This window comes from Billgrantia tianxiuensis (assembly GCF_009834345.1).
GTDB lineage: Bacteria > Pseudomonadota > Gammaproteobacteria > Pseudomonadales > Halomonadaceae > Halomonas > Halomonas tianxiuensis.
On record NZ_CP035042.1, the window covers coordinates 1017135 to 1034835 of the forward strand.

A 17701-nucleotide genomic window follows, 5' to 3' on the forward strand; every position below is an offset into this window, starting at 1 on the left:
CAGCTCAAGTTTCACTCATTAAAATAAACAAGGGCGTGGATCGATCGCTCCTTGAACGTCATCGAGCCCGCCGGGAGAACGTATTTCCATGAGCGTCAACAGGCGTAATTTCCTCAAGTACGGAGGTGCTGCCGCGGTGGGTACCGTGATGGCGCCGAGCATCGTCAAGTCCCAGGAAACCTTCAACTGGCGCATGACCACCAGTTGGCCCTCCGGTTTTCCGTTCTTTCAATCGGGACCGGGTTCCGCCACGGATTTCGCCAAGCGGGTCGAAGAGATGTCCGGCGGGCGTATCCGCATCCGGGTCTACGGCGCCGGTGAACTCATCCCTGCCTTCGACGGTTTCGATGCGGTATCGCGCGGGCAGCAGGTGCAGCTGAACCATGCCTGCTCCTACTACTGGGCCGGAGAGTCGTTTGCCGCCCAGTACTTCACCACCGTGCCCTTCGGCATGACCTTCCAGGGCTTCAATGCCTGGCTGGCGCATGGCGGCGGCTATGAGCTGTGGAAGGAAACCTACGAGCCCTACAACCTGATCCCGCTGGCCGTGGGTTGTACCGGGGCACAGCCGGTGGGCTGGTTCCGCGAGCCGGTCACCAGCGTAGCGGATTTCCGTGGCCTGAACATCCGCATGCCGGGGTTGGCCGGGGACGTCTACAACGCTATCGGCGCCAATGCCCGCCTGCTGCCCGGTGGAGAAATCTTCTCGGCGCTCGAGCGTGGCGCCATTGATGCCGCGGAATGGGTGGGCCCCTACCTGGACCGTGCGTTGGGGCTGCACAACGCGGCCAAGCACTACTATTCCTCGGGTTGGCACGAGCCCTCCACCACCACCGAGGTCATCGTCAACAAGGATGCCTACGAGTCCTTGCCCAGCGACCTGCAGGCCGTGCTTCACAACGCGGCAGCGGCCTGCAACATCACCTCCCACACTTGGCTAGAGGCACAGAACGGCGAGGCCCTGGACGACCTGGTAAACAACCACGGGGTCACGTTCGAGACGCTTCCCGACGACGTCATCCGGGCCCTGTTCGAGGCCACCCGAGACATTCTGGCGACCGAGGCCGACAAGGACCCGCTGGTCAAGCGGATCAACGACAGCTTCTGGGAATTCAAGAAGAAGCACGACGGCTGGCAGATCAACAGCGAGGCCGTGTTCGCCAACACCATCAGTCGTTACGGTCAGGGCATGATCTGACCCGGCCAGACCCTCGGCTCCGGTTCTCGTAGCCGAGGGGCTTTCCTGACCTGCCTTTCAAAGGCGACCTCTACCTCGCTTCAGACGTCCACCGGGGGCCAGCCCGGAGGGGGAGTAGACATGCTGCGTTTCTGTATTTCGCTCGAGCGGCTGCTCGAGCGTCTCACTGCTCTTGCCGGTTTCATCGGCTGTGCGGCCATGGTCGTCATGGTTGCCCTGATCTTCGGCAACATGCTGAGTCGTTATGCCCTGGGCCTGGGCGCGGTGTGGGCCCAGGAACTGGAATGGTACCTGCTGTCGGTCATGGCGATGATGGGCATCGCCTACGCCATGAAATTCGACGATCACGTGCGCGTGGACATCTTGTCGAGCCGCTTCAGCCCCGTCGGCATGATGTGGCTGAATGTCATCACCGCACTCCTGGTGGCGCTGCCGTGCGCGCTGCTGATCATCCATTACAGCTTTCCCTTCGCCGAGACCTCGTTCATCCGCGGTGAGCGCTCGCCCAATTCGTCCGGTCTTCCCTGGCGCTGGATACCCAAGGCGCTAGTGATCGTCGGCTTCGTCTTCGTGGCGACCGAGTCGGTTCGCCAGGCGCTGGAGAACGGCAGGCGCCTCGTCCAACACTACACCGGGAGAGCCTGACCCATGCCCTTGGAATATTACGCGCTGGCCATGATCGTGGCCTTCTTCGTGCTGGTGATGACCGGCATCCCGGTGGGCTTCGTGGTCGCGTTCGTAGGCTTCGTATTCGGCTTCATCGGCTTCGACGGCTGGCTGTTCGAGCTGCTGCCTTCGCGGATCTATGGTGTCGTTTCCAACTACACCCTGTTGGCCATACCGCTGTTCGTGTTCATGGGCGTGATGCTGGAGCGCTCGAAGATCGCCGAGCGCATGCTCGACGTGATCGGTCACTTATGCGGCGGCCTGCCGGGCGGCATGGCCCTGGCAGTAATCATTGTGGGTGTGCTGCTGGGCGCGGCGACGGGGATCGTCGGCGCGGCCATCGTCACCCTGACGCTGATGGCGCTGCCCACCCTGGTGCGCCGCGGCTACAAGAAGACGGTGGCGTGCGGCACCATCTGCGCCGCCGGCACCCTGGGGCAAATCATCCCGCCCAGCCTGGTGCTGCTGGTGCTGGCCGACATCATGAACCTTTCCGTCGGCAGCCTGTTCGCCGCGGCACTGGTGCCCGGCCTGCTGCTGGCCGGCATGTACCTGGCCTACCTGTTGCTGCTGGCCTTCTTCTTCTCCGCCGACGTGCCTGCCATCGACGAGCAGGAGCGTGCCGCGGTCAGCCGGCGGGAGCTGGGCATGGATTTCGTCAAGGTCGTGGTACCGCCGCTGCTGCTGATCTTCGCCGTGCTGGGCTCGATCATCGGCGGTGTGGCCGCGCCCACGGAAGCGGCCTCGGTGGGGGCCGTGGGTGCCTTGCTGCTGACGATCGTTTCCGGTCGCATGACGCTGCCGATACTCTCCGAGACCGTGAAGACCTCCCTGCGCATCAGCTGCATGATCTTCTTCGTGCTGATCGCTTCGCAGGTCTTCGCCCTGGCGTTCCGCGGGCTGGACGGGGAGTTCCTGATCGAGGCGATGTTCGAATGGGTGCCGGGCGGCATGTATGGCACGCTCATCTTCATGCTGCTGCTGATCTTCTTCCTGGGCTTCTTCCTCGAGTGGATCCAGATCTCCTACATTGCCGTGCCGCTGTTCCTGCCTTTCCTGGCGAGCCAGGGCGACATGTCCATGGTCTGGGTCGCGATCCTGATCGCCATGAACCTGCAAACGTCGTTCCTGACGCCGCCCTTCGGCTGGTCGTTGCTGTTCATGAAGGGCGTGGCTCCGCCGGGGATTACCACGGGTGATATCTACAAGGGCGCCGTGCCTTTCGTGCTGATCCAGATTCTTACCCTGGCGCTGATCATCGTCTTCCCCGATGTGGTGCTGTGGTTACCGGCGGTGGTAGGATGGTAAATCGAAACAAGAGTGATATCCGAGTTTGAATTAGGCCCTGCTAAACCTCGGTATTAGAGTTTGGCGGGGCTTTCGGCTCAAAAATAATAATTAAACAGGTAGACGCCAGTGTTCACGTTCAGAACCAAGTTGACACTGCTTACCTTGCTCCCTCTGTTGGTTCTCATCGCCGGTGTGACTGTCTTTGCCATCCATCAGAGTGCACGATTGAGTGGGGTGCAGTCGGAAATACTCAAGGAGGGGTTGCTAGAAGCCAAGAAGGCGGAACTGAAGAACTACATGGAACTCGCCTATACGGCGATCCGTGATATCTACGAAGATCCTTCTTTACCCCGAGACGTGGCGCAACGCCGCGTAGCGGAGGCTTTCCATCGGATGGAGTATGGCTCCGATGGCTACTTCTTCGTCTATGACTACGACGGCCTGAGCATCGTCCATCCGCGGTTGAGCCACTTGGTGGGGCAGAATCTGTGGAACTTTCACGATGAGGACGGCAAGTTACTGATCCAGAGTCTCGTCCAGCGCGCCCAGGAAGGTGGGGGGTATACCGAATACCGCTGGGACAAGCCTTCCGGCGGCGAGTCGGTGCTCAAGCTGGGCTATTCCATCGGCCTGGACGAGTGGGGCTGGATGGTCGGCACCGGTCTCTACCTGGATGACATCGAGCAGGTCGTCAGCCAGATGGAACGGCACATGTTGGAGAACGCCCGCCAGACCATACTGCTGATGGCCTTCTTCACCGTGTCCTGCCTGCTGGTCATCGCCGTGATCGGGCTTGCGGTCAACCTGAGCGAAGCACGGGTGGCCAATCGCAAGCTGGTCCGGATGGCCCAGAAGACCTTCAGCTTCCTGGAGAAGGAGCGGCGGCGGATCTCCCGCGAGCTGCACGACGGGATCAACCAGTTGCTGGTGTCGGCACGTTTCAAGCTGGAGCGCATCGATGACGCCCTGGGCCGTGGCGACCACCTGGATGCCTCTTCTTCCCTGGCCGCGGCCGATCGCATCCTCGAAACGGGCATCCAGGACCTCCGCCGGCTGGCCTATGACCTGCGTCCGAGCGTGCTCGACGACCTGGGATTGGTCGCAGCGCTGGAGAGCCTCTGTTCGGGCCTGGTGGAACGCAAGCCGCTCCAGCTTCATTTCGAGTCGAACATCGACAGCCGCGAGTGCCAGCCGGTGCTGGCAACGGCGCTGTATCGCATCACGCAGGAGAGCCTGCACAACATCGAGAAGCACGCCGGCGAGGTTCGCCTGGTCAGGGTGAAGGTTTTGCGGCGTCGCGGCTGGGTATATCTGGAGATCGCGGACGATGGTGAAGGTTTCGCCTGGCATCCGGAACGACGCCGCGAGCAGGATGGCACCGGCATGGGGCTGCGCAACATTCAGGATCGGGTCGATCTGCTGGGGGACGCCTGACCATCGAGGCGGCACCCGGCAAGGGCGTGCGTATCAGGCTCAAGGTGCCGTTCCAGCGTGTTGCCGGCAAGACAAGCGGAGAGAGAATCGATGGGAAGGTCTATACGCGTACTTTTGGCGGACGACCATCCGCTGGTACTGGAGGGGCTGCGCTACCGATTGGAGGCGCAGCAGGGCGTTGATCTGGTCGGGGTGGCCAATTCAGGCCAGGAGCTGCTGGCACTCGCCCAGGAGCTGCAGCCGGACGTGGTGGTCACCGACATCACCATGCCCGGCCTGTCCGGCCTCGAAGCGTGCAAGATCCTGCACGAGACCTACCCGGACATCCGCGTGCTGGTGCTGACCATGCACGACAACGAAGAGTACATCCGGCGCGCGGTGGCCTGCGGGGCCGCCGGCTATGTGCTGAAGGACGCTTCCGCCGAGCAGATGGTGTTTGCCCTGCGCGAGGTGGCGAGCGGGCGCAGTCACTTCGGTTCCAGCGTTTCCCGGGTGCTGCTCGAGGAGAAGGAGGGAAGGCTGACCCAGCGCGAGACCGACATCCTCAAGCTGATGTTCGAAGGCATGAGCAGTCGCGACATCGGCGAGGCGCTGGCCATCAGTACCCGCACGGTGGAGTCGCATCGCAGCAACATCTATCGCAAGCTCAACACCAACTCGTTGGCGGGCCTGTTTCGCTACGCGATGCGGCATGGGCTGATCGAATTGGAATAGCCAAACCCTATCGAAACCATTGATACGTTGGTCTTTGACCTCAACTTTGCTTGAGGTCGTATCGTTCATCGCATCTTCATCCAGCCAGGAGAACCAGCAATGAACGATGCGATCAAGGTGGCCGTGATCTATGGCAGCGTGAGGGAAGGGCGCTTCGGCGACACCGTGGGGCAGTGGGTCGTGAACCAGATCCAACGCCGGGAGGCTTTCTCGCCGGTGGTGGTCGACCCCGCTGCCGAGCCGACAGAGGCCTTCGCCAAGCGTCTCGACGAGGCGGATGCCTTCATCGTGGTCACGCCTGAATACAACCACTCCTACCCCGCCGCGCTCAAGGTGCTGATCGACGCCTACAAGGCGGAGTGGCAGGCCAAGCCCGTGGCCTTCGTTTCCTACGGCGGTGCTTCGGGAGGGCTGCGTGCGGTGGAGCACCTGCGCCATGTCTTCGCCGAGCTGCATGCGGTGGGCATTCGCGATGGCGTGATGTTTCCCAACGCCTGGGAGCAGTTCGACGAACAGGGGCAGCCGTTGCAAGCCCAGCGCTATGAGCGCGGCATGCAGACCGTACTGGCACGGCTCGCCTGGTGGGCCGAGACCCTGCGTCAGGGCCGGGCGGAACGCGACTATGCCCAGGCAGTCATGCTGGATTGAGCGGCGCGAGGAGAGCTGGCGCGCCATTCTCGAGCGCGCCGTGGCAGCCGGCCGGGAGCCCGCCTAGCCAGGAGCAGTGCCTCAGCCGTTTGCCACCTGGGCGCGTAGCCAGGCGATTTCCTCGGCCCAGATCTCGGGCTCGATGGTTTCCAGCACCAGCGGGATCTCGTCGATGCGCGGGTCGCGCATGATGGTAGTGAAGGCGTCGAGGCCGATGTTGCCCTGGCCCAGGCTGTGGTGGCGGTCGACACGGCTGGCGTATTCGCTCTTGGCGTCGTTGAGGTGCATGCCGCGCAGGTACTCGAAGCCCACCACCTTGCCGAACTCGTCGAGGGTGGCTGTGCAGGCCTCGGGCGTGCGCAGGTCGTAGCCGGCGGCGAAGGCGTGGCAGGTATCGATGCAGACGCCGACCCGCGACTTGTCTTCGACCTGCTCGATGATCTCTGCCAGGTGCTCGAAGCGCCAGCCCAGGTTGGTGCCCTGGCCAGCGGTGTTCTCGATCACCGCGACGACGCCGCGGGTCTCGGCCAAGGCATGGTTGATCGAGTCGGCGATGCGGGTCAGGCATTCGCTCTCGCTGATCTTCTTGAGATGACTGCCGGGATGGAAGTTGAGCAGGGTGAGGCCTAGCTGCTCGCAGCGTTGCATCTCGTCGAGAAAGGCAGCGCGTGACTTCTCGAGCCCCGCCTTGTCCGGATGGCCCAGGTTGATCAGGTAGCTGTCATGGGGAAGGATCTGCCCGGGGCCGAAGCCGTGCTCTTCGCAGGCGGCGTGGAAGGCCTCGATGGTGGCATCGTCGAGGGGCTTGGCCCGCCATTGGCGCTGGTTCTTGGTGAACAGGGCGAAGGCGTCGGCACCGATCTCGACGGCACGCAGTACGGCCTGATCGGGTCCGCCGGCGGCACTGACATGGGCTCCGAGGTATTTCATCTGGCCTCTCCATGGTTGGCAATGCCACAACGATAGCACGCGCGGCATCTCGCCACCCGCCGCTGCCCTGCTAGGCTCAAGGAAGGAGGCCAAGGAGAACCGTATGCTGCTGCTCGTACTGGTTGCGATGAGCGCTCCCCTCGCAGAGGATCCGATTGCCGCGTCGCTGGCACGTATCGACGCGTTGCAGGGGTATCGTCTGACGCTGCGCAGCCAGGGCAATGGTGGTGAGGAAGTCATTCGCTACAGCTACCAGCGGCCCGGTTATGTGCGCATGGACATGGAGACGCCCTATCGCGGCGCGGTGCTGATCTACCGCCCCGATACGGGCAGGGTCCAGCTCTGGCCTTTCGGTGCGCCGGGCCGGCGTGCGGGTCTGTCGTTGCGTCCTACCAATCGCCTGGTGCGCAGCTCGCGCGGTCATCGTGTGGATCAGTCGGATGTGGGCACATTGCTGCGCAACGTGCAGCAAGTGCAACGGCATGGCACGGCGCGTGTGCTCGAACCGACCGAGCTCGATGGGCGCCCGGCACAGCACGTTGTGGTGGAGGCCGAGCCCGGGCGGGCCGTGCGCGAGGTAGTACGCTACGATCTCTGGCTCGATGACGAGACACTGTTCCCGCTCAGGGTGGTGAGTTACGACCGGCGAGGTGAACGCCTCGAAAGCGTGCGCCTCGAGAACATCGACCTCGACCCCGATTTCCCGCCCGATCATTTCGCTCCCTGACGTTCTTGGTGAAGAGTGCCCATGGCTTGCTTCGACTTCGATACCACCTGGCACATCGAGGCGCCAGTCGAGGCGGTCTTCGATGCCTTGACCGATTCGCTGCACTGGCCCGACTGGTGGCCCGGACTGGTGGACGTGCAGCCACTCGTGAGCGGCAACGACCGGGGCATCGGACGCACCCAGCGTTTCGTCTGGAAGAGCCGATTGGGCTACCGCTTGTGCTTCGACATCCGCATCACCCAGGTTCGTGAGCCCCACCTGATCGAAGGAGAGGCAAGAGGAGACGTGGCCGGGGTTGGCCGTTGGTTGCTGGATGAGGAGCGCCAGGGTACCCGGGTTCGCTATACTTGGCATGTGCGTACGATGCGGCCATGGCTGAACCTGTTCTCGCGGGTGGCACGGCCACTGGTGACCTGGAATCATCACGCTATGATGCGGGCAGGCGCGGCGGGCTTGTCGCACTACCTGAAGCATGTACCGAAACCCGCCGAGCGAGCCGTGCAATGAGTATGAGCCGCCACCGTTCAAGTAACGTTGGTAGTCTCATGGGGCAAGCGGTATTCTTTTCTTAAGTTGTTTCGAAAACGCCGCAGAGATGCCATGAAGGGCTCGCACAACAGTAGCGATGACGGGAGCTCAACCAAAGAGACGCATGGCAGCGGCTCTTGCGGTGATCCTTGCCATCATGTCCGCCGTGAACTCGATGAGGCGCGCGAGGAGATCGCGCATCTCAAGCGCACCCTGCATCGCATTCAGCAAGTCGCCGAATGGGCTACTGGCGAGCCAGCCTGAAGGCGAACGAGCTGTTCTGGTCCGAGGCGATCTACGACATCTTCGGCGTCAAGCCGAACACCTTTACACCCAGCATTCACGCGTTCAAGGCCATGGTGCATCCCGAGGATCTGGAAAGCGTCGAAGCCAGCATGCGGCGTGCCCAGGAAACCGGCAGCCATGATGTGGAGCATCGTATCGTGCGCCCCAATGGCGAGGTGCGCTGGGTGCATGAATTGGCCGACTACTTTCCCGAGGGAGATGAGCAGATTCTGATTGGCACGGTACGCGATATCACCGAGCAGAAGAAACTCGAACTGCGGCTGCGTCAGCTTTCGCGCACCGATGAACTCACCGGGCTCTACAACCGGCGCTACTTCATGCGGCGTCTGCTCCAGGAGCTGGCGCGCTATCGCCGTTACCTCAGACCGACGTCGGTGGTGCTGTTCGACTTCGATCACTTCAAGCGAATCAACGATACTCATGGTCACCCGGCCGGTGACCAGGTGCTGGTGAAGGTGAGCAAGTTGCTGCGTGAGCGGCTGCGCACGAACGACATTCCGGCGCGGCTCGGCGGTGAGGAATTCGCTCTGCTGCTGCCGGAAACCGAACTCGAAGAGGCGGGCGAGGTGGCGGAAAAGGTGCGTCAACTGGTGCTCGACCAGGTCTTCACCTCGGAGGAGGGGCATCGCTTCGAGGTCTCGATTACCTGTGGTGTATCGGCGTTCCACGGTATCGAGGAAACGGTCGAAGGCATTCTCCATCGTGCCGACCAGAATCTTTACCAAGGCAAACGAGCCGGCCGCAATCGGGTCATGGTGGATGAACGGAATTGAAGGCGGCGTGACGTCGCGTGGCCCGGCCCTTCTGGAACACGCCGATGGGCTGGCCGATGCATTGAGTCTGGCGCTGGACGAGGCGTCGAGCCAGCCCTTGAGCACGCGCCTCTATCACTCCCTGCGTGAGTGGATCCAGGCCGGTCGGCTGGCTAGCGGCCAGCGCTTGCCCTCTACCCGGCAACTGGCCCAGGAGTTGGGGCTGGGGCGCAATACGGTACTCGCAGCCTTCGACCAACTGTTGGCCGAAGGCTTTCTCACGACCCGCCATGGTGCGGGTACCTTCGTTGCCGACCTGCCGTTCCAGCAGGCCCAGGTGAACGCTTCAAGCGACGTCGCCGCGCTGCAGTCAGTGCAGGCCGCCGCACCGCCGCTGTCCTCGCGTGGCAACGCGCTGCTGGCTTTTTGCCACGCCCGGCAGGAGCCCTTTTCCGCCTTCGTTCCCGGTGTGCCCGCGCTGGACCGCTTTCCCCACGGCCAGTGGCAGCGGCTGTTGCGCCGACATCAGCAGCGCATGCCGGCTGCCTGGTTGAGCTATCAGGCCCAGGGCGGTGTGCCGATGCTGCGCGAGGCACTGGCCGATTACCTGCAACTCTCGCGCTCGGTGCGCTGTCGCCCCGAGCAGATTCTCATCGTGCAAGGCGCCCAGCAGGGTTTCGAGCTGATCGTGCGGCTGTTGACCGACAATGGCGATGAAGTCTGGCTCGAAGAGCCGGGCTATCATGGTGCCCAGGCCTGCTTCGCGGCGGCCGGGCTCGAGATGACATCGGTTGCGGTGGACGGCGAGGGCATGAACGTCGGGGCGCTCGCGCGCCCGGGCTCCCCTCGGCTGATCTACGTAACGCCTTCACACCAATACCCCAGTGGCGTGACCATGAGTCTGGCCCGGCGCCTGGCGCTGCTGGAAGCCGCCGAGCGGCATGACGCCTGGGTCGTGGAAGACGACTACGACAGCGAATTCCGCTATGCCCAACGGCCTATCGCCGCCCTGCAGGGATTGGTCGAGGAATCCGGGTGATCTACGTCGGCACTTTCAGCAAGGTCATGTATCCCGGCATGCGGCTGGGCTACCTGGTGTTGCCAGAGGTGTTGGTCGAGCCGTTCCGCCGGGCCAACGCCCGGCTTCATCGCGAAGGGCAATACGCGGTGCAGGCGGCACTCGCCGAGTTCATCGCCCGTGGCCATTTCTCGCGCCATGTTCGCCGCATGCGCGATTGCTATTCACGGCGTCAGGCATTGCTGCGCAAGGCGCTGGCGCCGGCCGTCGCGCGGGGCCTGAGGCTCTCCGAAGGTCAGGCCGGCATGCACCTGGTGGCCTGGCTCGACGCGCCCGAGCATGAGCGAATTCTCGTCGAGCGGGCCAGAAGCGAGGGTATCTCGCTGTCGCCGCTGTCGAGCTATTACCTCTCTTCCCCCGGCCAACCTGGCCTGGTACTGGGCTACGCCGGCACCGTGGAGGCCGAGATCGGTCGCGCCGGGCAGTGGCTGGCCCAGGCGTGGTGTGATCTGGTGAAGGGCTAACCGGCCTGGCAGGCCTCGTACGTCAGCGCCGATAGCGAACTCAGCTGCTTTCCCTTCGCGTCGAAGTTCTCTGGCGCGAGCCAGCGCCCAAGGCGAGCCTCGACGGTTGGCCATTCACCGTCGAGCAGCGAAAACCAGGCGGTATCGCGGTTATGTCCGCCTTCCACCCGGTGCTGACGGAAAATGCCCTCGAAGCGAAAGCCCAGGCGCTCGGCGGCACGCCGTGATGCGGCATTGAGCGCATTGCACTTCCACTCGTAGCGCCGATAGCCCAGCGCGAAGGCGTGGCGCATCATCAGCAGCATGGCTTCGGTGGCGGCCGGTGTGCGGCGGAGTGCGGGCGTGAAATGGATGTGGCCGACCTCGATGCTGCCATGTTCCGGCACGATGTTGAGATAGCTGGCCAGCCCCAGGGCACGACCGGAAGCCGCCTCGACGATGGCGTAGAAGAGAGGATCCTCGCTGCGCGCCCGGTCGGCCAGCCATATACGGCACTGCCCGGCATCGGTGAACGGCATGCCGCCGGAGTAGGTCCAGCGTGCCGCCGGGGCGTCGTGCAAGCCCTCGCCCGGCCTCATGAAGGCGGCATGCAGCGAACCGGCATGGCGCTCGGCCGCGAGTGGTTCGAGGCGAACCCGGTCTCCCAGCAGGGGAGTCCGCTGCGGTCGGCGTGCCGGCTGCCAGGCGGGCTGGGGAGCGCCGACCGGCTGGCCGAAGTCGTTGCGGTGCATGTCGTCGGCAAGGGTCATGAGCCGCTCTCCTCGTTGGTCAACTGCTGCATCTCGTGCCAAAGCTGGCGCGCCTGTGGGTCGCGGCTCTCGGCCAGCGCTGCCTCGACGCCTTCCTGATCGGCCAGGGAGCGCTGACGGCCAAGCTTGGCCTTGCCCTCGAGCGCTTCGATGTGCAGGCGAAATCCGACCACGCCGGCCTGCATCTTTTCCAGATAGCCAGGCTCGCGGGACAGCGAATCGAGCAGAGCGGGCTCAAAGTGGGCCAGGCTGCGCTCGAGCAGTCTTCGCGTACCCTCGTCATCCAATAGTTCGACGCGGCCCGTGGCATGCACGGCCAGATAGTTCCAGGTGGGCACGGCGGGTCGGCTGGCGTACCAGGTTGGCGAGATGTAGGCGTGCGGACCACTGAATATGGCCAGCGCCCGGTTGCCGTTCAGCGTGCGCCATTGTGGATTGGCCCGGGCGAAGTGACCGTACAGGGTGCCGCACTCGCCTTCGCTGCGCTCCAGAAGGAGGGGCAGGTGGGTAGCCTCGAGGTCGGGACCGATCAGCACACCAAAGCCGTGTCGTTCGACCAGCTCCCAGGCCTGCTCGCGTGACAGCCGCATCGATGGGGGAACGTACATGGCGCCTCCGGTCAGCCCTGGTCCGTTGTGGTATCGAACAGCAGCCCGTAATGATAGAAGGTGGTGTCGCGCTGCCAGCCGAGCGACTCGTAGAGCGCCTGGGCCGCGTGGTTCTCGATCTGGGTGGCGAGCTTGAGGTGCCCCACGCCATGGCTTGCGGCCAGCTCCCTGGCGGCTAGCATCAGCTCGCGTCCGACACCCTTGCGCCGTGCTTGGGGGGCGACGAACAGATCGTTGAGCAGCCACAGCGGCGCCAGGCGCACGGTGGAGAGCAGCGGATAGAGCTGGACGAAGCCCTGCAGCTCTCCTTCGCTGCCTGCATGAACCAGAATGTGCGAGTCACCGCTTTCCAGGCGTGCCTGCAGGAAGCGCCGGGCGCCTTCGAGGTCGGGTGCCTGGCGGTAGAAGCGGCGGTAGCCATCGAGCAGCTCACTGAGCGGAGCAAGATCGGCAAGAGTGGCATGGCGAATGGGCATTGTGGCTCTCCTCGTTGTTCCCTGACGGTGGTTGGTCCAGTCTGATGTCTGACTGGTCCCTTGCTAAGAGCCATTCTTGCGATTTTTCGTAGAGCCACTTCGTGGCGTTGAGGATCGATGCCAAAAACGCCGGACAGGAGCGGCGCACGCGCTAGAATGGAGCCATGAACGTGAACGGACCCCACCCCGAGTCGATGTTGCGCTTGCCCTACCGCCCGCCCTATGACTGGCAGGCGATACTGGCCTTCCTGTCCCGGCGGACGATTCCGGGGCTCGAACGCATCGACGGCGAGGGGTATCACCGAATCTTCCGTCTGGGCGGAGCGCTAGGTCGCGTCACGGTGCGCCACGCACCTGACGAGAATGCGCTGTGGGCGTCGATCCGGCTCTCCTCGCGTGAGGCCCTCCCGGAGGTAGACGCTCGACTGCGGCGGCTTTTCGATCTCGAGGCCGATCCTGTGGCGATAGGCCGTAAGCTCAGTCGCGACACCACGCTGGCGCCGCTGGTCGCGCACCGCCCGGGGCTGCGCGTACCGGGAGGATGGGATCCGTTCGAGGTCGCCGTGCGGGCCATCCTCGGCCAGCAGGTCAGCGTCGATGCGGCCACGCGGCTGGCCGGCAGGCTGGTCGAACGGCTGGGCGAGCACGTGGCAGGCCAGGAGGACGCCGGCCTGGACCGGTTGTTTCCCGCCCCTGAGCGCTTTACCTTCGACGAGATCAGAGCGCTCGGCATGCCCGGAGCGCGCGCCACCGCTCTGGTGCGACTGGCGTCGGCCTATCTCGAGCAGCCCCGCTTGTTCGAGCGCCGTGCGAGTCTCGAGGAGAGCGTGGCCCATCTGTGCGCTCTGCCCGGCATCGGCGAGTGGACGGCGCACTACATCGCCATGCGCGGGCTACGCGAGAGCGATGCCTTCCTGCCCCGCGACGTGGCGCTGCAACGCGCGCTGGCGGAGCAGGGCCGGCGCCCCACGCCGCGTGAGCTGCTCGCACGTGCCGAAGCCTGGCGGCCCTGGCGCGCCTATGCCGTGCTGCACCTGTGGCATGCCGATGCGGCGACAATGGCGGCAAAACCGGAACAGGAGAGAGGCGATGCAACTCTGGCTTGATCTATTGCCATCCCCGGTGGGCGAGCTGAGCCTGGTCAGCGACGAGCAGGGAGCGTTGCGGGCCCTGGAGTTCGACAGCAACGACGAGCGCCTGCATCGCCTGCTGGGGCGCCACTACCGCGAGTACCGCCTTGCCAAGGGCCGAGCGTCTGCGCTGGTCCGCGAGGCCTTGGAGGCCTACTTCGCCGGCGATCCGTCCCATCTCGATGCGGTGCCGGTGGCGACCGGAGGGACCGAGTTCCAGCGCCTGGTGTGGCAGGCGCTGCGGCGGATACCGGCGGGCACCACGATCAGCTACGGCGAGCTTGCCGCAAGAATAGGGCGGCCCGGTGCCAGCCGCGCCGTAGGCCTGGCCAATGGCGCCAACCCGGTGTCGATCGTGGTGCCGTGCCATCGGGTGATCGGTGCCAACGGAACCCTGACCGGTTATGGCGGCGGGTTGGCGCGCAAGCGCTGGTTAGTGGAGCATGAACGAGGGCACGTGCAGGGCGAGCTGTTCAGCCTCGCTTAGCGACCTCGTCGTCAGCGCAACAGTCAGGAGGCGAGGCATAGTCATAGAGGCATAGTCATAGAGGCATAGTCATAGAGGCATAGTCATAGAGGCATCGCCATCTCAGGCCTGATCGGTCAATCCATCCAGCAATTTGCTCAACAGTTCGCCCAATGCCTGCTGCTCTTCACGGCTGAGAGCGGCGAGCATCCTGGCTTCGTTTTCCACGTGGCGAGGTACGATTCGGTTCATCAGGGCCAGGCCCTCCTCGGTCAGCGAGACCAGCGTTCCGCGCCGATCTTCGGGATTCGGCGAGCGCACGATCAGGCCCGCCTTCTCCAGGCGATCCAGCCGACTGGTCATGCCGCCCGACGAGACCATCAGCGTCTCGAACAGCTGTGTCGGTCCCAGGCGATAAGGCGCCCCCGACCGCCGCAGCGTGGCCAGCACGTCGAACTCTCCCAATTGCAGGCCATACTCCTTGAAGAAGGCCTGTAGCCGCTCCTGGGTAAGCAGCTGAGTGGTCTTCATATATCCCACTACCTCCATCGGCAGCAGGTCGAGCTCGGGCATTTCTCGTTGCCATTGGGCAATGGCTTGCTTGACACGGTTCATAGGTGCATTTATCTTTCCATCAAGATACTTTTCATCGAGAATCTTCCCGGCGTACTTCCCGACGTGCTTATAACTAGGAGGCGATCATGGCCAACTCAACCAAGGCGCGCAACCGTGCCGGCTGGTATGCCCTGGCTTGCCTGCTGCTGGTCGGTAGCCTGCTGGCGCTATCTCTGGTCGTGGCCAAGCTCGCCGATGGAGCCGGCGCCCCGCGCCTGAGCTTCCTGATGGTGGCGGTGACCGTTGCCGGCGGACTGCTGCTGGTGCTTGCGGCTGGGCAACGTCAGTCGATGCGACTCGACCGGCGTATCGTCGAGTACGCGCTGGTCTCGGGCGCGCTGTTCGCGCTGCCCAATGCGCTGGGTTTCCTGGCGGTACGTCATGTGGGGGCCGGGTTCGTTTCGCTCAGCTTCGCCTTCCCGATACTCGTCACCTGGGTTATGGCGGTGGGGTTGGGAATGGAGCGCATGAATGCGCTGCGCCTGCTCGGTGTACTGCTGGGGCTGGGTGGCGGCGTGCTGCTGGCCTCGGCCAAGGCGGGTGGCATGCAAGGCGCCCAGGGCTGGGCCGCGCTGGTGCTGGCGATTCCATTGATCATTGCGTTGGGCAATGTCTATCGCACCCTGCGTTGGCCGGGCGAGGCAGGGCCGGTCTATCTCGCCGCGCTGATGCTGCTGGGGGCGCGCTGGCGCTTGCCCCCTTCGTGCTGATCTTCGAAATGCGCCAAGTGCCGCAGCTGTTCGGCCCGGAAGTGATTAGCCTGTTGCTGGCCGAAGTGATGGTCTTCACGGTGCTCTATGTCTTCTATTTCGTGCTGCAGAAAATTGCCGGTCCCGTCTATCTCAGCCAGATCGGCATGGTAGCTGCCCTGGTGGGCACGCTGATTGCCGTCTCGTTGCTGGGTGAGGCGGTACCACCCTACCTGGGCCTGGCGGGGGCATTGGTGGTCCTCGGCGCGGTCCTTTTCCACCGTGGCGCCTCGCGCCGCGAAACGACTCCGCTTGCCACGGCGGAACCCTGACCCAGGAGAAGCCCATGTCTCTCATGGAAGCCCTGCATTGGCGTTACGCCGCCAAGCGCATGAATGGAGCAGAAGTGCCGCAGGCCACGCTCGATACCATCCTCGAGGCAGCGAGTTTGGCGCCGTCGTCCTATGGCCTTCAACCCTACAGTGTGCTGGTGGTGCAAGACCCAACGCTGCGTGAGCGAATCCGACACGCTGCCTGCAACCAGCCTCAGGTCAGCGAATGCTCCCACCTGCTGATCTTTGCCATCTGGACCGAAGTGGATGGCCGGCATGTGGACGAGCTGATCGCACTGACTGCTGCAGCGCGCGGTATCGACCCAGAGGAACTGGAAGGGTATCGGCAGTCGCTCCATGCTGCCGTTGCCGGCTTCACCACGCCGGAGGCACGGCAGCAGTGGGCGGCTCGGCAGGCCTATATCGCCTTGGGCACGGCCCTGACCGCTGCGGCAGCGGAGCGGGTCGACGCCTCGCCGATGGAGGGGTTCGACCCGCCGGCAATGGACGCTCTGCTGGGGCTCGAAGAGCAGGGCTTGCGCAGTGTGGTGCTGCTCGCGCTTGGCTATCGCGATACGCAACAAGATCGCCTGGCCGGGCAGGCCAAGGTGCGCTGGCCCAGGGAGCGCTTCGTGGTGGAGTGGAGCGGGGCCTAGACGCTGCCTTCCTTCTCGACGACCAGCACCCGGGCTTCACCGATCGGGCAAGCGATATGCTCGGTACCCACCGAGGCGAAGAAGATATCGCCTACTTCCAGCAGCTGCGAGCGCTCGCCTTCTGGGCTGCGATAGCGCATCTCCACCTGGCCATCGAGCACCACGAAGACTTCCTCACCGTCGTTGACGTGCCAGCGGTAGGGCTGGTCGGTCCAATGCAGGCGGGTGGTGATGCCGTTCATGTTGGCGATGTCCTTGGCGCCCCAGGCGCGCTCGGCGGTGAAGTCCCGGCTGCGGGTGATTTCCATGAGGCTGTATCCTTCGCGCTACGATACGTTTTCCGGGTGAACACCCGAAGCTTCGAGCGCAAGCCTGAGTGCCTCTCCAGGTTTGCGCTCGAAGCCATTATGCTCGGCGAATCGGTCGTTGCGCCATCCTTGCCGCTGCCGGCGTTCAGGATGGGATTCGGGCCGCCTGGTGGGAGAGTGCCAGACGTTCTGCGAGTTGCTCCGCCTGCAAGCAGGCGTGTCGGCGCGCTTCGCCGTCGATCTCGCTGCCAAAGAGAGTCTTTTCCACGATCACCGATTCGATATCGATAATGCCGACAAACTTCAACCACATCTCGAAGTATACTTTTTGGTAGTCGTATTCTTGCGAGGGCGTAAACGAATCGTTGGCGTAGCTCAGTCCCCTGGCATAAACCACGATGGCTTTCTTGCCAGTGAGCAGGCCGCTGAATCCAGACTCAGGGTCGAAGGAAAACAGGATGTCCTTCTGCGAGACCAGGTCGATGAAGTGCTTGAGTTTATAGGGAATGCTGAAATTCCACAGCGGCATCGAAAACAGCAGAAGGTCGGCCTCGTGCAGGTGGGAAGCGAGCTGACGCAGGCGATCCCAGGCCTGTTGCTGAGCTGGCGTCAGCGGTGTGCCGGCTAGCCCGGCGTATTTCGCGGCCATGGCGCTCTCGTCGAACTCGGGGAGCTCGATGTCCCATAGATCCAAATGCTTCACTTGGGTGTCCGGTATATGTCCACGGAAGTTCGTGGTGAAGCTGTGAGCGGCTTCCAACGACGCGGAGCGCTGCCGGCGGGGAGAAGACGAGACATGCAGGATAATTGTCATGGCACAAATCTCGGTGATTGTTCATTCTTATATGCCAGCACTTTTGGATCGGAAATATAAATTAAATCATGTGATGGTATTTATAATGAACCGAGATGATGTTTTTTTCGTAACTCTGCTACG

22 protein-coding genes and 1 pseudogene are annotated in these 17701 nt (G+C 63.5%); 16 read left to right on the forward strand and 7 right to left on the reverse strand.

The window, feature by feature from the left end:
• Positions 1 to 88: 88 nt before the first annotated feature.
• The 6 genes from EKK97_RS04800 to EKK97_RS04825 all read left to right on the forward strand — a co-directional run bounded on the left by EKK97_RS04800 (position 89) and on the right by EKK97_RS04825 (position 5950).
• Positions 89 to 1198 (forward strand): TRAP transporter substrate-binding protein, encoded by a 1110-nt coding sequence (locus tag EKK97_RS04800; protein ID WP_159549728.1) that lies wholly within the window; start codon positions 89 to 91, stop codon positions 1196 to 1198.
• A 120-nt stretch (positions 1199 to 1318) separates the two neighbouring features.
• Positions 1319 to 1843 carry a TRAP transporter small permease subunit gene (locus EKK97_RS04805; RefSeq protein WP_159549731.1) on the forward strand — a complete coding sequence of 175 codons (525 nt, stop codon included), beginning with the start codon at positions 1319 to 1321 and terminating at the stop codon, positions 1841 to 1843.
• Positions 1844 to 1846: 3 nt separating this feature from the next.
• Positions 1847 to 3172, forward strand: coding sequence for a TRAP transporter large permease (locus EKK97_RS04810; RefSeq protein ID WP_159549734.1), 1326 nt, complete (start codon positions 1847 to 1849; stop codon positions 3170 to 3172).
• A gap of 216 nt (positions 3173 to 3388) precedes the next feature.
• Positions 3389 to 4588: a cache domain-containing protein gene (locus tag EKK97_RS04815; RefSeq protein WP_159549737.1), complete on the forward strand. Its 1200-nt coding sequence runs from the start codon at positions 3389 to 3391 to the stop codon at positions 4586 to 4588.
• Between the two features lie 90 nt (positions 4589 to 4678).
• Positions 4679 to 5302, forward strand: a complete 624-nt coding sequence (locus tag EKK97_RS04820; protein WP_234286614.1) for a response regulator transcription factor — start codon at positions 4679 to 4681, stop codon at positions 5300 to 5302.
• Between the two features lie 99 nt (positions 5303 to 5401).
• Positions 5402 to 5950 (forward strand): NADPH-dependent FMN reductase, encoded by a 549-nt coding sequence (locus EKK97_RS04825; RefSeq protein WP_159549740.1) that lies wholly within the window; start codon positions 5402 to 5404, stop codon positions 5948 to 5950.
• Between the two features lie 81 nt (positions 5951 to 6031).
• On the opposite strand, the gene nfo is transcribed toward EKK97_RS04825, so the two are convergent.
• On the reverse strand, positions 6032 to 6880 hold the full coding sequence (gene nfo, locus EKK97_RS04830; RefSeq protein ID WP_159549743.1) for a deoxyribonuclease IV: 849 nt from the start codon (positions 6878 to 6880) through the stop codon (positions 6032 to 6034).
• Between the two features lie 103 nt (positions 6881 to 6983).
• On the opposite strand from nfo, the gene EKK97_RS04835 reads away from it, so the two are divergent.
• From EKK97_RS04835 to pdxR, 5 genes and pseudogenes are all read left to right on the forward strand, one after another.
• Positions 6984 to 7607, forward strand: a complete 624-nt coding sequence (locus EKK97_RS04835; protein ID WP_159549745.1) for a LolA family protein — start codon at positions 6984 to 6986, stop codon at positions 7605 to 7607.
• 21 nt (positions 7608 to 7628) lie between these two features.
• A complete protein-coding gene (locus tag EKK97_RS04840; protein ID WP_159549747.1) occupies positions 7629 to 8114 on the forward strand; it encodes an SRPBCC family protein in 486 nt (161 codons plus the stop codon).
• Between the two features lie 93 nt (positions 8115 to 8207).
• Positions 8208 to 8399 (forward strand): hypothetical protein, encoded by a 192-nt coding sequence (locus EKK97_RS04845; protein WP_159549749.1) that lies wholly within the window; start codon positions 8208 to 8210, stop codon positions 8397 to 8399.
• Positions 8375 to 9214 (forward strand): GGDEF domain-containing protein, encoded by an 840-nt coding sequence (locus tag EKK97_RS04850; RefSeq protein ID WP_159549751.1) that lies wholly within the window; start codon positions 8375 to 8377, stop codon positions 9212 to 9214. Before EKK97_RS04845 ends, EKK97_RS04850 begins: the two co-directional genes overlap by 25 nt.
• A pseudogene (pdxR, locus tag EKK97_RS04855) lies at positions 9201 to 10735 on the forward strand (MocR-like pyridoxine biosynthesis transcription factor PdxR). The gene EKK97_RS04850 and the pseudogene pdxR overlap by 14 nt, the downstream one beginning before the upstream one ends.
• On the opposite strand, the gene EKK97_RS04860 reads toward pdxR, so the two are convergent.
• The 3 genes from EKK97_RS04860 to EKK97_RS04870 are packed head-to-tail and all read right to left on the reverse strand — an operon-like array spanning position 10732 to position 12568.
• Positions 10732 to 11484 (reverse strand): GNAT family N-acetyltransferase, encoded by a 753-nt coding sequence (locus tag EKK97_RS04860; protein WP_234286617.1) that lies wholly within the window; start codon positions 11482 to 11484, stop codon positions 10732 to 10734. The pseudogene pdxR and the gene EKK97_RS04860 sit on opposite strands and share 4 nt — an antisense overlap.
• Positions 11481 to 12092 (reverse strand): FMN-binding negative transcriptional regulator, encoded by a 612-nt coding sequence (locus EKK97_RS04865; RefSeq protein WP_159549753.1) that lies wholly within the window; start codon positions 12090 to 12092, stop codon positions 11481 to 11483. The genes EKK97_RS04860 and EKK97_RS04865 overlap by 4 nt, the downstream gene beginning before the upstream one ends.
• An 11-nt stretch (positions 12093 to 12103) precedes the next feature.
• Positions 12104 to 12568, reverse strand: coding sequence for a GNAT family N-acetyltransferase (locus tag EKK97_RS04870; protein WP_159549755.1), 465 nt, complete (start codon positions 12566 to 12568; stop codon positions 12104 to 12106).
• Positions 12569 to 12738: 170 nt separating this feature from the next.
• On the opposite strand from EKK97_RS04870, the gene EKK97_RS04875 reads away from it, so the two are divergent.
• Positions 12739 to 13674 (forward strand): DNA-3-methyladenine glycosylase family protein, encoded by a 936-nt coding sequence (locus EKK97_RS04875; protein WP_201297015.1) that lies wholly within the window; start codon positions 12739 to 12741, stop codon positions 13672 to 13674.
• On the forward strand, positions 13658 to 14185 hold the full coding sequence (gene ogt / locus EKK97_RS04880) for a methylated-DNA--[protein]-cysteine S-methyltransferase (protein ID WP_159549757.1): 528 nt from the start codon (positions 13658 to 13660) through the stop codon (positions 14183 to 14185). The genes EKK97_RS04875 and ogt overlap by 17 nt, the downstream gene beginning before the upstream one ends.
• 102 nt (positions 14186 to 14287) lie before the next feature.
• On the opposite strand, the gene EKK97_RS04885 is transcribed toward ogt, so the two are convergent.
• Positions 14288 to 14779, reverse strand: a complete 492-nt coding sequence (locus tag EKK97_RS04885; protein WP_159549759.1) for a MarR family winged helix-turn-helix transcriptional regulator — start codon at positions 14777 to 14779, stop codon at positions 14288 to 14290.
• Between the two features lie 86 nt (positions 14780 to 14865).
• Here EKK97_RS04885 and EKK97_RS04890 point away from each other — a divergent pair, with 86 nt between their 5' ends.
• From EKK97_RS04890 to EKK97_RS04895, 3 genes are read left to right on the forward strand one after another with little or no spacing between them, the layout of a single operon-like run.
• Positions 14866 to 15489, forward strand: coding sequence for an EamA family transporter (locus tag EKK97_RS04890; protein WP_236551375.1), 624 nt, complete (start codon positions 14866 to 14868; stop codon positions 15487 to 15489).
• On the forward strand, positions 15483 to 15800 hold the full coding sequence (locus EKK97_RS24270) for a hypothetical protein (protein ID WP_236551376.1): 318 nt from the start codon (positions 15483 to 15485) through the stop codon (positions 15798 to 15800). Before EKK97_RS04890 ends, EKK97_RS24270 begins: the two co-directional genes overlap by 7 nt.
• Positions 15801 to 15814: 14 nt before the next feature.
• Complete coding sequence (locus EKK97_RS04895; RefSeq protein ID WP_159549761.1) at positions 15815 to 16456, forward strand: nitroreductase family protein; 642 nt, start codon at positions 15815 to 15817, stop codon at positions 16454 to 16456.
• On the opposite strand, the gene EKK97_RS04900 is transcribed toward EKK97_RS04895, so the two are convergent.
• Both EKK97_RS04900 and EKK97_RS04905 read right to left on the reverse strand, forming a co-directional pair.
• Positions 16453 to 16764 carry a cupin domain-containing protein gene (locus EKK97_RS04900; protein ID WP_159549764.1) on the reverse strand — a complete coding sequence of 104 codons (312 nt, stop codon included), beginning with the start codon at positions 16762 to 16764 and terminating at the stop codon, positions 16453 to 16455. The two genes, EKK97_RS04895 and EKK97_RS04900, sit on opposite strands and share 4 nt — an antisense overlap.
• 145 nt (positions 16765 to 16909) lie before the next feature.
• The gene (locus EKK97_RS04905; protein ID WP_159549767.1) at positions 16910 to 17578 is read right to left on the reverse strand and encodes an FMN-dependent NADH-azoreductase; all 669 of its coding nucleotides are present in this window, start codon (positions 17576 to 17578) and stop codon (positions 16910 to 16912) included.
• Positions 17579 to 17701: the final 123 nt, after the last annotated feature.

Bases quoted from the DNA above. Each gene is read 5' to 3' on its own strand.
- EKK97_RS04800 (WP_159549728.1), top strand. From the start codon at position 89: ATGAGCGTCAACAGGCGTAATTTCCTCAAGTACGGAGGTGCTGCCGCG.
- EKK97_RS04805 (WP_159549731.1), top strand. From the start codon at position 1,319: ATGCTGCGTTTCTGTATTTCGCTCGAGCGGCTGCTCGAGCGTCTCACT.
- EKK97_RS04810 (WP_159549734.1), top strand. From the start codon at position 1,847: ATGCCCTTGGAATATTACGCGCTGGCCATGATCGTGGCCTTCTTCGTG.
- EKK97_RS04820 (WP_234286614.1), top strand. From the start codon at position 4,679: ATGGGAAGGTCTATACGCGTACTTTTGGCGGACGACCATCCGCTGGTA.
- EKK97_RS04825 (WP_159549740.1), top strand. From the start codon at position 5,402: ATGAACGATGCGATCAAGGTGGCCGTGATCTATGGCAGCGTGAGGGAA.
- nfo (WP_159549743.1), bottom strand. From the start codon at position 6,880: ATGAAATACCTCGGAGCCCATGTCAGTGCCGCCGGCGGACCCGATCAG.
- EKK97_RS04835 (WP_159549745.1), top strand. From the start codon at position 6,984: ATGCTGCTGCTCGTACTGGTTGCGATGAGCGCTCCCCTCGCAGAGGAT.
- EKK97_RS04840 (WP_159549747.1), top strand. From the start codon at position 7,629: ATGGCTTGCTTCGACTTCGATACCACCTGGCACATCGAGGCGCCAGTC.
- EKK97_RS04845 (WP_159549749.1), top strand. From the start codon at position 8,208: ATGAAGGGCTCGCACAACAGTAGCGATGACGGGAGCTCAACCAAAGAG.
- EKK97_RS04850 (WP_159549751.1), top strand. From the start codon at position 8,375: ATGGGCTACTGGCGAGCCAGCCTGAAGGCGAACGAGCTGTTCTGGTCC.
- EKK97_RS04860 (WP_234286617.1), bottom strand. From the start codon at position 11,484: ATGACCCTTGCCGACGACATGCACCGCAACGACTTCGGCCAGCCGGTC.
- EKK97_RS04865 (WP_159549753.1), bottom strand. From the start codon at position 12,092: ATGTACGTTCCCCCATCGATGCGGCTGTCACGCGAGCAGGCCTGGGAG.
- EKK97_RS04870 (WP_159549755.1), bottom strand. From the start codon at position 12,568: ATGCCCATTCGCCATGCCACTCTTGCCGATCTTGCTCCGCTCAGTGAG.
- ogt (WP_159549757.1), top strand. From the start codon at position 13,658: ATGCAACTCTGGCTTGATCTATTGCCATCCCCGGTGGGCGAGCTGAGC.
- EKK97_RS04885 (WP_159549759.1), bottom strand. From the start codon at position 14,779: ATGAACCGTGTCAAGCAAGCCATTGCCCAATGGCAACGAGAAATGCCC.
- EKK97_RS04890 (WP_236551375.1), top strand. From the start codon at position 14,866: ATGGCCAACTCAACCAAGGCGCGCAACCGTGCCGGCTGGTATGCCCTG.
- EKK97_RS04895 (WP_159549761.1), top strand. From the start codon at position 15,815: ATGTCTCTCATGGAAGCCCTGCATTGGCGTTACGCCGCCAAGCGCATG.
- EKK97_RS04900 (WP_159549764.1), bottom strand. From the start codon at position 16,764: ATGGAAATCACCCGCAGCCGGGACTTCACCGCCGAGCGCGCCTGGGGC.
- EKK97_RS04905 (WP_159549767.1), bottom strand. From the start codon at position 17,578: ATGACAATTATCCTGCATGTCTCGTCTTCTCCCCGCCGGCAGCGCTCC.